The 13806-nt window shown below is 71.2% G+C and carries 12 protein-coding genes; 10 read left to right on the top strand and 2 right to left on the bottom strand.

What is annotated here, in order from left to right:
• Nucleotides 1–328 precede the first annotated feature (328 nt).
• From OG417_RS17725 to OG417_RS17770, 10 genes are all read left to right on the top strand, one after another.
• The gene (locus tag OG417_RS17725; RefSeq protein WP_329256864.1) at nucleotides 329–520 is read left to right on the top strand and encodes a hypothetical protein; all 192 of its coding nucleotides are present in this window, start codon (nucleotides 329–331) and stop codon (nucleotides 518–520) included.
• A gap of 761 nt (nucleotides 521–1281) precedes the next feature.
• Nucleotides 1282–2220 (top strand): 4-hydroxy-tetrahydrodipicolinate synthase, encoded by a 939-nt coding sequence (gene dapA, locus OG417_RS17730; RefSeq protein ID WP_329256867.1) that lies wholly within the window; start codon nucleotides 1282–1284, stop codon nucleotides 2218–2220.
• Between the two features lie 121 nt (nucleotides 2221–2341).
• Entirely contained in the window at nucleotides 2342–4021 is a 1680-nt protein-coding gene (locus OG417_RS17735; protein WP_329256870.1) for a ribonuclease J, read from the top strand.
• A gap of 162 nt (nucleotides 4022–4183) precedes the next feature.
• Complete coding sequence (locus OG417_RS17740) at nucleotides 4184–6757, top strand: FtsK/SpoIIIE family DNA translocase (protein WP_329256873.1); 2574 nt, start codon at nucleotides 4184–4186, stop codon at nucleotides 6755–6757.
• Nucleotides 6758–7030: 273 nt separating this feature from the next.
• The gene (locus OG417_RS17745) at nucleotides 7031–7897 is read left to right on the top strand and encodes a helix-turn-helix domain-containing protein (protein ID WP_329256876.1); all 867 of its coding nucleotides are present in this window, start codon (nucleotides 7031–7033) and stop codon (nucleotides 7895–7897) included.
• Nucleotides 7898–8077: 180 nt separating this feature from the next.
• Nucleotides 8078–9502 carry a 30S ribosomal protein S12 methylthiotransferase RimO gene (gene rimO, locus OG417_RS17750; RefSeq protein ID WP_329256879.1) on the top strand — a complete coding sequence of 475 codons (1425 nt, stop codon included), beginning with the start codon at nucleotides 8078–8080 and terminating at the stop codon, nucleotides 9500–9502.
• Entirely contained in the window at nucleotides 9499–10122 is a 624-nt protein-coding gene (gene pgsA, locus OG417_RS17755; protein WP_329256883.1) for a CDP-diacylglycerol--glycerol-3-phosphate 3-phosphatidyltransferase, read from the top strand. Before rimO ends, pgsA begins: the two co-directional genes overlap by 4 nt.
• Entirely contained in the window at nucleotides 10088–11368 is a 1281-nt protein-coding gene (locus tag OG417_RS17760; RefSeq protein WP_329256887.1) for a CinA family nicotinamide mononucleotide deamidase-related protein, read from the top strand. The genes pgsA and OG417_RS17760 overlap by 35 nt, the downstream gene beginning before the upstream one ends.
• A gap of 112 nt (nucleotides 11369–11480) precedes the next feature.
• Nucleotides 11481–11849, top strand: coding sequence for a helix-turn-helix domain-containing protein (locus OG417_RS17765; protein WP_285580770.1), 369 nt, complete (start codon nucleotides 11481–11483; stop codon nucleotides 11847–11849).
• 171 nt (nucleotides 11850–12020) lie between these two features.
• The gene (locus OG417_RS17770) at nucleotides 12021–12488 is read left to right on the top strand and encodes a Dps family protein (protein WP_329256890.1); all 468 of its coding nucleotides are present in this window, start codon (nucleotides 12021–12023) and stop codon (nucleotides 12486–12488) included.
• Nucleotides 12489–12523: 35 nt separating this feature from the next.
• On the opposite strand, the gene OG417_RS17775 is transcribed toward OG417_RS17770, so the two are convergent.
• Together OG417_RS17775 and OG417_RS17780 are read right to left on the bottom strand one after the other, a co-directional pair.
• Nucleotides 12524–13303 carry a DNA-formamidopyrimidine glycosylase family protein gene (locus OG417_RS17775; RefSeq protein WP_329256893.1) on the bottom strand — a complete coding sequence of 260 codons (780 nt, stop codon included), beginning with the start codon at nucleotides 13301–13303 and terminating at the stop codon, nucleotides 12524–12526.
• A gap of 33 nt (nucleotides 13304–13336) precedes the next feature.
• Entirely contained in the window at nucleotides 13337–13804 is a 468-nt protein-coding gene (locus tag OG417_RS17780) for an RrF2 family transcriptional regulator (protein ID WP_329256896.1), read from the bottom strand.
• Nucleotides 13805–13806 lie beyond the last annotated feature (2 nt).

A 13806-nucleotide genomic window follows, 5' to 3' on the forward strand; every position in this document is an offset into this window, starting at 1 on the left:
ACGACGGGTCATTCGGCGGGCCGTGCGGTGAGGGCTACCGCGTGCCCTGCGGCGAGCTTGCCGATGAAACTTGCACCGGGCATTGCAGCTGGCGTCCGGACGGTCGCCACATTCGCAAGGACAAGCAATTGTCACGATTTAGTTACATCACTCGCGAATTGCCTGGACTTTGGCGCGTCGTGCCATCGTCTTGCTCGCGTACATGATCACGTCGGCGTCGCAGGCGGTCGTCGCGCGATCAAACCCCCTTGCCTGGGGGAAGTATTCGGGGGACCGTTGCGCTGGTCGTGGCGGATGGCGGTGTAGGGAGGTTCGGAGAAGGATGAGCATGAGGCACATGGTCGGCCCGGCGGACGGCCGGCTGCAGGAGCTGGCGGCCGACTACTCCGGCTGGAGGTTCGGATTGGGCGGTTCAGGCCACTGGTGGGCGGTGCGCGGCAACGAGTTCCTCCGCGCCCTGAGCCCCGAGGAGCTCAAGTCGCGGCTCGACGAGCACCTCGCGGCCGGACACGAGGGCTGAGGGCCCATGAGGATGCACACGCCCGGTTAGCGGGCGAAGACAGAGAAAGTGCGCGGCCGCGCAGAGCCGGAGCAATGCGCGGCCGGGCGATCGAGCGGACGACCCGAACCGGTGACACCCCCCGGTCTCCATCGGGACCCGCGATGAGCGAGCCCCTCCCGAATCCACCGGTGAGGAAGAGCGGCCCGGACCGCTGATCGAGAACTCCCCGAACGACCCGCACCGAAACGACCGCGCACCGCCGCGTGAAGGTCGGTGGTGCCCTGCCTGCGGTGAGGGTGCCTGCGGTTACCCCGCCCGCCCGGGGGCCGAGCCCAATTCCATTGTCCAGCCCCGGCATCTGTCCGCGGAAGGTCCTCGCGCGACTGTGGACGACCATCGAGCCGGACCGGAGCGGCGTATAGGGGAAGGGATGCGCGCGCCTCGGCCGCGGGTGCGCCGATCGGGTGGGTGATCGGCGCGAGAGAGCCCCAGACCCCGGCGAGCCGAGGCGCGCATCCTCCGCCGGGAGAGGCTCCGCCAGCCCCGCCAGACCCCGGCGGAACCTCATCCCACTCTCTTCAACGCACGAAAGCCCGCCAAGGTTCACCGGTAACGCCGGTTTTGTGAGAGACGATTGATCAGAAGGCGCCGTCAGAACATGTACCCCCGAGCGTGTTCTGGCGGCGTCATCTCCGTTACAGGAGGTCATCGGCGGTAAGAAGGCGACACGAGGGTGCCCGCGGGTCCCCAGCGGGGACGATGCCCGGTAAGTTCGGAACATGGCACCCAGCACGAACGCTGTGCCGCAGGAGCGCGACGACGCGGCGCCCTTCGGCCGGATGCTCACCGCGATGGTCACACCGATGACGGCCGACGGCGCCGTCGACTACGACGGGGCGGCCCGGCTGGCCGCCTATCTCGTCGATCATCAGCGCAACGACGGGCTCGTCGTCAGCGGCACGACCGGCGAGTCGCCCACGACGACCGACGCCGAGGACGAGCGGCTGCTGCGCACCGTCATCGAGGCCGTCGGCGACCGCGCGCACGTGGTCGCGGGCGTGGGTACCAACAACACCGTGCACACCCTGAAGCTGGCGCGTCAGGCGGAGGCCGCCGGCGCCGACGGGTTGCTGGTCGTCACGCCGTACTACAACAAGCCGCCGCAGGAAGGCCTTGCGCGCCACTTCACGACCGTGGCCGACGCGACCGGACTGCCGGTGATGCTCTATGACATTCCGGGCCGTACCGGCACGCCCATCGCTCCCGAGACGCTGCTGCGTCTCGCCGAGCATCCTCGGATCATCGCGGTCAAGGACGCCAAGGGCGACCTGTTCGCGGCCTCGCGGGTGATGGCCGAGACGGACCTGGTGTTCTACTCCGGAGACGACGCCCTGAACCTTCCCTGGCTCTCGCTCGGCGCGGCCGGGTTCGTCAGCGTCGTCGGGCACGTGGTCGGCGCCGATCTGCACGAGATGATCGACGCCTACCTCGGAGGAGACGTCGACCGGGCCCGGCGGATCCATCGCCGGCTGATCCCGGTCATTACCGCGATCATGACCCGTACGCAGGGCGTGATCGCGGCGAAGGCCGCGCTGTCGCTCGTCGGCCAGCCCGGAGGCGCCGTACGCCCCCCGCTGGTGGACGCGACGCCGGAGTTCACCGCCGCGCTGAGGGAGGACCTCATCGCCGGCGGAGTCAAGGTCTTGGAGGGTCCGTGAGAGGACCGCAGGCACCACGCGGCATCGCCGGAGGGGCGTGCCGCGATCAGTAGCTAGGAGGGCGCGTGACGAACGCGCATGAGCATGCCCCCGTACCGTCGAGTGACGAGCGGGGGACCCGATGAGCCATCCACACCCTGACCTGGCGCCGCCGCCCGCGCTGCCCGAGGGCGGACTGCGGATCGTGCCGCTCGGCGGGCTGGGTGAGATCGGCCGCAACATGACGGTCTTCGAGTTCGGCGGCCGTCTTCTGATCGTCGACTGCGGGGTGCTGTTCCCCGAGTCCGAACAGCCCGGCGTCGACCTGATCCTGCCGGACTTCGACTACATCCGGGACCGCCTCGACGACGTCGAGGCCATCGTGCTGACGCACGGGCACGAGGACCACATCGGCGGGGTGCCGTACCTCCTGCGCGAGCGTTCCGACATCCCGCTGGTCGGCTCGCGGCTGACGCTGGCGCTGCTGGAGGCCAAGCTCACCGAGCACCGCATCAAGCCGACCACCGTGCAGATCCGCGAGGGGGAGACGCGGTCGTTCGGCCCGTTCTCCTGTGAGTTCCTCGCGGTCAACCACTCCATCCCGGACGCGCTGGCGGTCGCCATCCGTACGCCCGCGGGCCTGGTCCTGACGACCGGCGACTTCAAGATGGACCAGCTCCCGCTGGACGGGCGGCTCACCGACCTGGGCGGGTTCGCCCGGCTCGGCGCCGAGGGCATCGACCTGCTGCTGTCGGACTCCACCAACGCGGAGGTCCCGGGGTTCGTCACCAGCGAGCGCGACATCGGCGTCGTACTGGGCGACGTGCTGCGGATCGCGCGCAAGCGCGCCATCGTCGCCTGCTTCGCCTCGCACGTGCACCGCGTGCAGCAGGTGCTCGACGCCGCGCACGAGAACGGCCGCAAGGTCTGCTTCGTCGGCCGGTCGATGGTGCGCAACATGGGCGTGGCGCGTGACCTCGGCTACCTGCGGGTGCCCGCCGGCATCCTGGTCGACCAGAAGGAGATGGACGACCTGCCCGGCGAGGAGATCGTCCTGATCTGCACCGGCTCGCAGGGCGAGCCGATGTCGGCGCTGTCGCGGATGGCCAACCGCGACCACCAGATCCGCATCGAGCAGGGCGACACGGTGATCCTCGCCTCGTCGCTCATCCCGGGCAACGAGACCGCCGTCAACCGCGTGATCAACGGGCTGACCCGCTGGGGCGCGCGCGTCGTGCACAAGGGCAACGCCCTGGTGCACGTCTCGGGGCACGCTCCGGCCGGCGAGCTGCTGTACGTGCTCAACATGACGCGTCCGGGCAACTTCATGCCGGTGCACGGCGAGTGGCGGCACCTCAGCGCGCACGCCCGGCTGGCCGCTCTCACCGGCGTGCCGGATGAGAACATCGTCATCGCCGAGGACGGCGTCGTGGTCGACCTGGTCGACGGGCAGGCCACCATCGCCGGCGCGGTCCGCGCCGGATACGTCTACGTCGACGGCCTGTCGGTCGGCGAGATCACCGAGACCTCGCTGAAGGACCGCCGCATCCTCGGCGACGAGGGGTTCGTGTCCGTGGTCGTGGTCATCGACTCCTCCAGCGGCAAGCTGCTGGGCGGCCCGGAGATCCACGCCCGCGGCGCCGGCATCGAGAGCTTCGAGGCCGTGATCCCCCGGCTGGAAGAGGTCCTGGAGACCGCCGCCGCCGAGGGGATCAACGACATCCACCAGCTCCGCCAGGTCGTCCGCCGTACGGCGGGCCGCTGGGTGAACGAGTCCTTCGGCCGCCGTCCGATGATCATCCCGGTGATCGTCGAGGTCTGAGCCCCTCGCCGCGTCGCAGCACGCGGGGCTCCCGGCGGGTCTCTTGAAGAGACCGGCCGGGAGCCCGGCGGCTCCGGCCGGCCGCCTCGCGGGCCCGCTCCGGCGCGACACGCCGTCCGCGCACAGGGGAACCCATCGGGCATAGCCGTTAGTCTCACCATCATGGCCACACGTACGCCAGGAGGCGCCAAAGGCTCCTCAGGCACGCGTGGCAACGCCCGTAAGGCGCCCGCGCGCAAGCCCGCGTCGGCCAAGCCGGCCGCCCGCAAGGCGTCGGCGGGCCGCCGCCCCGCGTCCTCGGCCAAGCGTCCGGCCGCCAAACGCCCGGCCGCCAAGAGCCGGCCGCAGCGGCCCGACCCGCTCGGCCAGCTGATGCTCGGCCTCTACCGCGTCATCGCCGGGGTGTGGCTGATGGTCGCCCGCTCCGTCGGCGCGCTCGCGCGCCGGTTCGGCCAGAGCGCGCGCGACCTCGACGAGGAGCACCGCAGAGACGGCGTCGGCCTGGCCAACCTCGGGCTGGCCATCGTGCTCGCCGCCGCGACCTGGTGGACGCCGCACACCGGCCTGATCAAGTACTTCGGCCGCGCCGTGCGGGACGGCTTCGGCACGCTCGCCGGGCTGCTTCCGGTGATGTTCGCGCTGCTGGCCTGGCGGATGCTGCGCCACCCGGGGCACAACGGCGACGGCGGGCGCCTCACCATCGGCTGCGCCGCGCTCATCGGCGGCATCCTGGGCGTCGTCCACGCCGCGCACGGCACGCCGTACCCCGACGCGGGCGAACGCGCGCTGCAGGACTCCGGCGGCCTCATCGGCTGGCTGCTGTCGGCGCCCCTCACCAGCACCGTGACCGGCTGGGTCGCCGTGCCGCTGCTGCTGCTGGTCGCCGCGTTCGGCCTGCTCGTGGTCACCGCCACACCGGTGCATCAGGTGCCGGAGCGCCTCGCCGCGTTCCGCGACCGCATCCTGCTGCGCGAGCCGCTGATCCCCGAGGACGACGCGACCGCCGCCGAGGAGACGCCGGAGCGCGGCAAGAAGCGCTCCCGCAAGCGCGACGTCGAGCTCGGCGACCACAAGAAGCCCTACGACACCCCGGTCGTCGCCGGCCCCGACGGGCCGGATCAGGCCGAGGAGGAGGACGACGGGCCCAGCCTCGCCGACGAGCTCTTCGAGCCGGCCGAGCCCACCGAGGTCTTCACGCCGCCCGAGCCGCCGGACCACACGCCGCCGCCGAAGAGCGCCGAGCAGCTCACGCTCTCCTCCTCCGGCGTCGGCGGCGCGTACACGCTCCCGCCGGTCGGCAAGCTCAAGCCCGGATCCGTCGTCAAGCCGCGCACCAAGGCCAACGACGCCGTGGTGAACGCCCTGTCGGAGGTGCTCGACCAGTTCGGCGTGGACGCGCAGGTCACCGGCTTCACCCGCGGCCCGACGATCACCCGGTACGAGATCGAGCTGGGGCCCGCGGTCAAGGTCGAGCGCATCACCGCGCTGACCAAGAACATCGCGCTCGCGGTCAAGAGCGCCGACGTGCGGATCATCTCGCCGATCCCCGGCAAGTCCGCGATCGGCGTCGAGATCCCCAACACCGACAAGGACATCGTCAGCCTCGGCGACACGCTGCGCGCCCCGGTTGCGGTCAACGACCACCACCCGATGGTCGTCGGCCTCGGCAAGGACGTCGAGGGCCGTACGGTCGTGGCCAACCTGGCCAAGATGCCGCACATGCTCATCGCGGGCGCGACCGGCGCCGGTAAGTCCACCTGCATCAACGGGCTCATCACCTCGATCCTCATGCGCGCCACGCCGGACGAGGTACGGATGGTGCTCGTCGACCCCAAGCGCGTCGAGCTGACCTCCTACTCCGGCATCCCGCACCTGATCACCCCGATCATCACCAACCCGAAGAAGGCGGCCGAGGCGCTGCAGTGGGTGGTGGGGGAGATGGACCGCCGCTACGACGACCTGGCGGCCTCCGGATACCGGCACATCGACGACTTCAACAAGGCCGTACTGGCCGGCAAGCTCACCGCTCCGCCGGGCAGCGAGCGCGTCTACCAGCCCTACCCGTACCTCCTGGTGATCGTGGACGAGCTGGCCGACCTGATGATGGTCGCGCCGCGCGACGTCGAGGACTCCGTCGTGCGCATCACCCAGCTCGCCCGCGCGGCGGGCATCCACCTCGTGCTCGCCACCCAGCGGCCGAGCGTCGACGTGGTGACCGGCCTGATCAAGGCGAACGTCCCGTCGCGGCTGGCGTTCGCCACCTCCAGCCTGGCCGACAGCCGCGTCATCCTCGACCAGCCCGGCGCGGAGAAGCTCGTCGGACAGGGTGACGCGTTGTTCCTGCCGATGGGCGCGAGCAAGCCGATGCGTCTGCAGAACGCCTACGTCTCCGAAAAAGAGATCCATGACGTCGTCGAGCACTGCAAGAAGCAGGCCGAGCCCGACTACCGCGAGGACGTGGCGGCGAGCGAGCAGCGCAAGAAGGAGATCGACGAGGACATCGGTGACGACCTCGAGCTGCTCGTCCAGGCCGCCGAGCTCATCGTCTCCAGCCAGTTCGGCTCGACCTCGATGCTCCAGCGGAAGCTGCGCGTCGGTTTCGCCAAAGCCGGACGTCTCATGGACCTTCTGGAGAGCCGTTCCATCGTCGGCCCCAGCGAAGGGTCGAAGGCACGTGATGTCTTGGTCAAACCCGACGATCTGCCGGGCGTTCTGGCATCGCTGCGCGGCGAGTAGCGACGGAGATCTTGGGTAGCTGACAATACAGCGTTGCACGTCGCTTCCGGCGGCCGGCCTTCATAGACTCAGCGGTAGCGAAGGACGATTCGGGCGACGTCATCGCGTGATACGCCACGAGGTTCCCAGGAGGTGTCGTGACCGAGCGAAGCGAGGGAACCAAAAGGCACAGCACCTTGGTCACGGCGCCGACGAAGGAGGTGTCGTGACCGAGCGGAGCGAGGGAACCAAAAGGCACGGCACCTTGGTCACGGCGCCGACGAAGGAGGTGCCGTGACCGAGCGAAGCGAGGGAACCGTTGTCGGCGACGGTGCTGACGATGGAGGCGCCGCGAGCATCGGCGGCACCCTCGCGAAGGCGCGCCGGGACGCCGGGATGACCGTCGGTCAGGTGGCCGACCGCACCCGCATCCGCGAGACCGTGATCAACGCCATCGAGCGCGACGACTACACGCTGTGCGGCGGAAACTTCTACGCGCGCGGGCACATCCGCAGCATCGCCCGGGCCGCCGGGATCGACCCCGAGCCCCTCATCGACGAGTACGACGACGCACACGGCGGATCACCGCAGGCGATCCCGGCACGGCAGGCGTTCGAGCCCGAGACGCCCGTACGGTTCCGCGAGCGGCGCGCGCCCAACTGGAGCGCCGCCATGATCGTCGCGCTCGTCCTCGTGGCGATCTACGGCATCGTCCGGGTCGCGACCGGGCACGACGAGCACCGCTCCGCCCAGCGGGCGGCCGCCCCGGCGACCGCCACGCCGGCTCCCCGCAGCAGGGCCACCTCGCCGTCACCGGCGCCGGCGCCGCGCAAAGACGTCACCGTCCGGGTCAAGGCCAAGCGCGCGAGCTGGCTCAACGTCCGCGACGCCAAGGGCAAGGAGCTGTTCAGCGGCATCATCCGCGCCGGGCAGACCGAAGAGTGGAAGTCCAAGAAGCGCATCCGGCTGCTGATCGGCAACGGCGGCGGCGTCCACGTGACGGTCAACGGCAAGGACGTCGGCGCGCCCGGCGAGACCGGACAGGTCATCCGGCTGAGCTACGGCCCGCGCGATCCGCTCAAGGCCAGCCACGCCCCTTCTCCGCGCGATTCGTTCAAGGCCGGCCACGCGCCCTCTCCGCGGGTGCAGCGCAGAGGCTGATCTTCTGCCGTCGTGGCGGGTGCCGCCTGATGGTCGACCTCGTGCCGTCGTGGCGGGTGCCGCGTAAAGGCTGACCTCCTGCCATCTTCGCGGGACCAGTACCGTATGGGGCATGTCCACCCGCCGAACTGAGCCCGTGCTCGCCCTCCCCGCACGCCCGGCCAGAGGGGAGCGCTCCGCGTGAGCACCGCCGACCAGTCCGCGACATCGGCGGACCGCCGCTCCGTCTCGCTCGTCACCCTCGGGTGCGCCCGCAACGAGGTCGACTCCGAGGAGCTCGCGGCGCGGCTCGAGAGCGCCGGCTGGACGCTGGACGACTCCGGTGACGCCTCGGTCGTCCTCGTCAACACCTGCGGTTTCATCGACGCAGCGAAGAAGGACTCCATCGACACCCTGCTGGCCGCGGCCGACTCCGGAGCGAAGGTCGTCGCCGCGGGCTGTCTCGCCGAGCGGTACGGCGCGGAGCTGGCCGAGTCGCTCCCCGAGGCCGACGCGGTGCTGAGCTTCGACGACTACGCCGCGATCGGCGACCGGCTCGACGACGTCCTGACCGGCCGGGGGCACCGCTCCCACACGCCGCAGGACCGCCGGAAGCTGCTGCCACTGAGCCCGGTCGAGCGCTCCGGCGCCCACGTGCACGTCCCCGGGCACGGTTCGGCGCCCGACCTGCCGGAGGGGATCGCGCCGGCGTCCGGGCCACGGGTGCTGCGCCGCCGGCTCGGCGGTGGCCCGGCCGCGCCGCTCAAGCTCGCCTCCGGCTGTGATCGGCGGTGCACCTTCTGCGCGATTCCGGCGTTCCGCGGCGCGTACGTCTCGCGGCGGCCGGCCGAGGTGCTGGAGGAGGCGCGCTGGCTGGCCGGCCAGGGCGTCCGCGAGATCATCCTCGTCAGCGAGAACTCCACCTCGTACGGCAAGGACCTGGGCGACCTGCGGCTGCTGGAGACCCTGCTGCCCGAGCTCGCCGCGGTGGAGGGCGTCGAGCGCGTACGCGTGAGCTACCTCCAGCCCGCGGAGCTGCGCCCCGGCCTGCTGGAGACGATCGCCACGACGCCCGGCGTCGCGCCCTACTTCGACCTGTCGTTCCAGCACGCCAGCGGCCCGCTGCTGCGGCGGATGCGCCGGTTCGGCGACACCGAGCGCTTCCTCGGCCTGCTGGAGCGCATCCGTGAGCTCGCGCCGGAGGCCGGCGTACGGTCCAACTTCATCGTCGGCTTCCCCGGCGAGACCGAGGAGGACGTCGACGAGCTCGCCCGGTTCCTCACCGAGGCGCGGCTCGACGCGATCGGCGTGTTCGGCTACTCCGACGAGGAGGGCACCGAGGCGGCCGGCTTCACCGGCAAGGTCGAGCCGGACGAGGTGGCCGCCAGGGTCGCCGACCTGTCCGTGCTCGCCGAGGAGCTGACCGCCCAGCGCGCCGAAGAACGCCTGGGCCAGACCGTCGAGGTCCTCGTGGAGGAGCCCGGCGAAGGCCGCGCGGCGCACCAGGCCCCCGAGATCGACGGCGTGGTGACGCTCAAGGGCGACGCGCCGGTCGGCGAGATCGTCGCGGCGCGCGTCGTCGAGGCGATGGGCGTCGATCTCCTCGCCGTCGTGGACGAGCGTTGACGGCCGGCGAAGAACCGATCGGGGCGGGTCGCGATCCGATCGCCGCCCCGGCCGTGCCGCAGGCCGGGCTGCTCAACATCGCCAACCTGCTGACGGTCGTGCGCCTGCTGCTCGTGCCGGTGTTCCTCTGGCTGCTGTTCACCGACGGCACCTGGTGGCGGATCGGGGCGCTGGCGGTCTTCGCGGCGGCCTCCTTCACCGACCGCGTCGACGGGCAGCTCGCCCGCAGCCGGAACCTCGTCACCGACTTCGGCAAGATCGCCGATCCGATCGCGGACAAGGCCCTGACCGGGTCGGCGCTGGTCGGCCTGTCGCTGCTGGGCGACCTGTGGTGGTGGGTCACCATCGTGATCCTTCTGCGGGAGGTCGGCATCACGCTGCTGCGCTTCGTCGTCATCCGGTACGGCGTCATCGCGGCGAGCCGGGGCGGCAAGCTCAAAACGATGCTTCAGGTGCTCGCCATCGGGTTCTATGTGATGCCGGGCCCCATCGACGTGCTTCGGTGGGTGACGATGGGCGCGGCCGTGATCGTCACGGTCGTGACCGGGCTGGACTATGTCATCAAGGCGTGGAGGCTGTGGGTCGATGGCCGTGCGAGTCGAACTGCTGACGGTCGGTGACGAGCTGCTGCGCGGCGACACCGCCAACGGGAACGCCACCTGGCTCGGCTGGCGGCTGACCGAGGCGGGCGCCGAGGTCACGCGCAGCACGGTGGTCCCCGACGATCTCGACGTCATCGCCGGAGCGCTGGGCGAGGCCCTGCGGCGCGCCGACGCGGTCATCATGACGGGTGGTCTCGGGCCGACCTCCGATGACATGACGCGTGAGGCCCTGGCCCGCGCCGCCGGGGTGACACTCCGCCGCGATCCCGGTGTCGAACGCCTCCTGCGCGACCGCGCCGCCGAACGCCACGTGCCGCTGCGGCCGGACGCCCTGCGCATGGCGGACGTGCCCGAGGGCGCCGCACTGCTGCGCAACCCGGCCGGAAGCGCCCCCGGTCTGCGGCTGAGCCTGCCGGGCGGCGTGGTGTACGCGCTGCCCGGGGTGCCCTCGGAGATGCGGGCGATCGCCGAGGAGTCCGTGCTTCCGGAGCTGGCCGGTGCGGTCGTGTCCGCCGGTGTGCTGCGCACGGCGACGATCTGGGAGTCGGTGGTCGCCGACCGGCTGGCCCCGGTCGAGGCCATGGAGGGCGTCAAGCTCGCCTATTACGCCTCGCCCGGCGAGGTGCGGGTGCGGATCGAGGCGCGCGGCGCCGACCGGCTGGCCGCCGCGCAGGCGGCGGCGCGCGAGCTGCTCGGCTCGGCGCTGTACGGCGTGGGCGAGGTGACCCTCGACCGCGTCGTGCACGGCCTGCTGGCCGAGCGTGAGGCGACCGTGGCCGTGGCCGAGTCGCTCACCGGCGGACTGCTGGGCGCGCGGCTGACCGCCATGCCCGGCTCGTCCGCGACGTTCGCCGGCGGGGTGATCGCCTACGCCACGCCGCTGAAACACGCGCTGCTGGGCGTGCCGGAGGAGCTCCTGGCCGCCCACGGGGCCGTGCATACCGATGTGGCGGTGGCGATGGCCTGGGGCGCGCGGGAGCGCCTGGGCGCCTCCTACGGCCTCGCGGTGACCGGGGTGGCCGGTCCGGAGCCCCAGGACGGGCATCCGGTGGGCACCGTACACGTCGCGGTGGCCGATTCCGGCGGCGCCGTCGCGACACGTTCTCCTGCCCTTCCGGTGCCCGCCGACGGCGAACGAGCGCGCGCGATCGTCCGGGAGATGACCGTCGTACACGCCCTTGACCTGCTGCGGCGTGTCATGCTCGGTCTCGAGGGAAGTGATCCGTGGCCGGGCTGGGCGGAAGATCGGGAAGAACCAGGCTGATTACAGCGTTACGTCGGAAGCGAACACGAAAGCTTCGGTCTGCCACCTGCCTCGTCAAGACAGGTACGGTGGAACCACAAGAAGGGTCAGGACTCATCGGAGGGAGCGAGACATGGTCCTGCTTCGTCAGCTGCTCGGCGACGTACTCCGGCAGCTGCGGCTGCGCCAAGGCCGTACCCTCCGGGAGGTTTCGGCGGCGGCGAGAGTGTCGCTGGGTTATCTGTCCGAGGTCGAACGAGGACAGAAAGAAGCCTCCTCCGAGCTGCTCGCCTCGATCTGCAAGGCCCTCGGCGTTCCCCTCTCACACGTCCTGCGCGACGTCTCGGACCAGCTGGCGCTGGCCGAGCTCCAGCAGGAGCCGGTGATGTCGGGCGCGCCGGAGCACGAGCGTCTCGACGGCGAGCCCATTACGGCGGACAGCATCCCGGCAACTCCGGAGACGATCGAGAGCGCACTCCGCGCCGACATGGTGGCGGCCTGAGTCCAGGCCCTGCCCACGGCATCGCGATGCCCCGTTCCGTGCCCGCACGGAACGGGGCATTCGTCGTCCGACCAGCGGACTTCCCCGTAACCCACATCACGGTTATCCGCCGGATCGCGGGGAAGTTCCGCCAGTAGTGAGATTGTCACTCTGGCGAAAGGAGATCTGGCGATGACGACGGTCAAGAGCTCGCTCTCGGATGAGGCGCGCAGGACGACCGGCGCGATACTGCAGGAGACGCTGATCGACCTGATCGACCTGCACCTGTCCGCCAAGCAGGCGCACTGGAACCTCACCGGGCGCAGCTTCCGCTCGGTTCATCTCCAGCTCGACGAGGTCGTCGCCCTGGCGCGCGAGTACGCGGACACGGTCGCGGAGAGGGCGGTCGCGATCGGCGTCAACCCGGACGGCCGGGCACGCGCGGTGGCCGAGCAGACCAAGCTGCACCAGCTGGAGACCGGGTGGCTGCCCGACGACAAGGTGATCGCCGCCATCACCGACATGCTGGGGGAGATGGGCAAGCGCTTCCGCGAGCGCATCGAAAAGCTCGACGACACCGACCTGGTGACGCAGGACATCCTGATCACGGCGGCCCAGGATCTGGACAAGCAGCACTGGATGTTCGCCGTCCAGCGCTGAGCCCAGCCCGGGCCGGCCCCTGAGCGGAGCCCGGGTCAGGCCCTGCCGGGCTGGCAGGTGGGGCACCAGAAGGTGACGCGTTCGCGCGCCGGACCGCCCTGGTCGGCGCGCCTGACGCGGCCCCCGCAGCGGCGGCAGGTGCGCCGTCCGTACACCCAGGTCGTGTCGCCGGGGCGTTTCGTGCCCGTCGTGCTCTGGTCGACGCGGGCCTTGTTGGCGTCCAGGAGACGGCGGGCGAGTTCCACCATGCCGTCCAGATCGTCGACCTCGCCGACGGGACGCCAGGGGTCGACACCGCGCAGGAACAGCGTCTCGGCCTTGTAGAGGTTGCCGATGCCGGCGAGCCGGGTCTGGTCGAGCAGGGCCTCACCGATCGGGCGGGAAGGATCCTCGCGCAGCCGGCGTACGGCCTCGGCCGGGTCCCAGTCGGGGCCGAGCAGGTCGGGACCGAGATGACCGACCGCCCGTGACTCCTGGGCGGTGCGGAGGAGTTCGACGACGCCCAGGGAGTACCCCACGGCCTGCCACTCGGCGTTGGCGAGCACGAGGCGTACGCGGTGGTCGCGCGGCACCGGCTCGCTCGCCGGCCGGATGCGCCAGGTGCCCTCCATACGCAGGTGGGTGTGCACCGTCAGGCCGCCCTCGACCCGGGTGAGCAGGTGTTTCCCGCGAGAAACCACCTCCAGGACGGAGCGCCCGGTGAGGTCGGCGGTGGCCGCCCGGGGGACGCGGAAGTCGCTGCGGGTGAGCACACGCCCGGCCAGCGCCTCGTGCAGGCGCCGGGCGGCGGCCCAGACGACGTCACCCTCGGGCATCGCTCACCGGCCGCCAGGCCCTAGGGCCTTTCGTCAGCGGCGGAACGCCGGGGAGTCCCATGCGGCCGGGTCTTCGGTCAGGGCGTGCACGCTGGGCGGCAGCTCGCCGGAGGCGACGTCGGCCAGGCTCACCTGCTCGAGGATGAAGCGCTCACTCGCGCGCAGCGCGATCCACACGAGCTGCAGCGCCTTGGCGGGACCCTCGTAGCCGAGGTGCTCGGGACGCTCGCCGCGCACGCCGACGAGCGGCCAGTCGATGGCCCGGATGACGTCGGCCAGGAAGATCTCGTCCGGTGGCCGGGCCAGCCAGTAGCCGCCCTCGGGGCCGCGCTGGCTGCGGACCAGACCGGCCCGGCGCAGCTGGCTGAGGATGTTCTCAAGGAACTTCGGCGGTATCTGCTGTGCCTCGGCGAGCTGGACCGCCGTGACGGGACGATCGCCGCCGACGGCCAGCTCGGCTGTTGCGCGAAGCGCATAATCGACCCGGGCGGACAGTCTCATAA

The sequence above is a fragment of the Actinoallomurus sp. NBC_01490 genome (assembly GCF_036227085.1).
GTDB classification, from domain to species: Bacteria; Actinomycetota; Actinomycetes; order Streptosporangiales; family Streptosporangiaceae; genus Actinoallomurus; species Actinoallomurus oryzae.

Bases quoted from the DNA above. Each gene is read 5' to 3' on its own strand.
- OG417_RS17725 (WP_329256864.1), top strand. From the start codon at position 329: ATGAGGCACATGGTCGGCCCGGCGGACGGCCGGCTGCAGGAGCTGGCG.
- dapA (WP_329256867.1), top strand. From the start codon at position 1,282: ATGGCACCCAGCACGAACGCTGTGCCGCAGGAGCGCGACGACGCGGCG.
- OG417_RS17735 (WP_329256870.1), top strand. From the start codon at position 2,342: ATGAGCCATCCACACCCTGACCTGGCGCCGCCGCCCGCGCTGCCCGAG.
- OG417_RS17740 (WP_329256873.1), top strand. From the start codon at position 4,184: ATGGCCACACGTACGCCAGGAGGCGCCAAAGGCTCCTCAGGCACGCGT.
- OG417_RS17760 (WP_329256887.1), top strand. From the start codon at position 10,088: ATGGCCGTGCGAGTCGAACTGCTGACGGTCGGTGACGAGCTGCTGCGC.
- OG417_RS17765 (WP_285580770.1), top strand. From the start codon at position 11,481: ATGGTCCTGCTTCGTCAGCTGCTCGGCGACGTACTCCGGCAGCTGCGG.
- OG417_RS17770 (WP_329256890.1), top strand. From the start codon at position 12,021: ATGACGACGGTCAAGAGCTCGCTCTCGGATGAGGCGCGCAGGACGACC.
- OG417_RS17775 (WP_329256893.1), bottom strand. From the start codon at position 13,303: ATGCCCGAGGGTGACGTCGTCTGGGCCGCCGCCCGGCGCCTGCACGAG.
- OG417_RS17780 (WP_329256896.1), bottom strand. From the start codon at position 13,804: ATGAGACTGTCCGCCCGGGTCGATTATGCGCTTCGCGCAACAGCCGAG.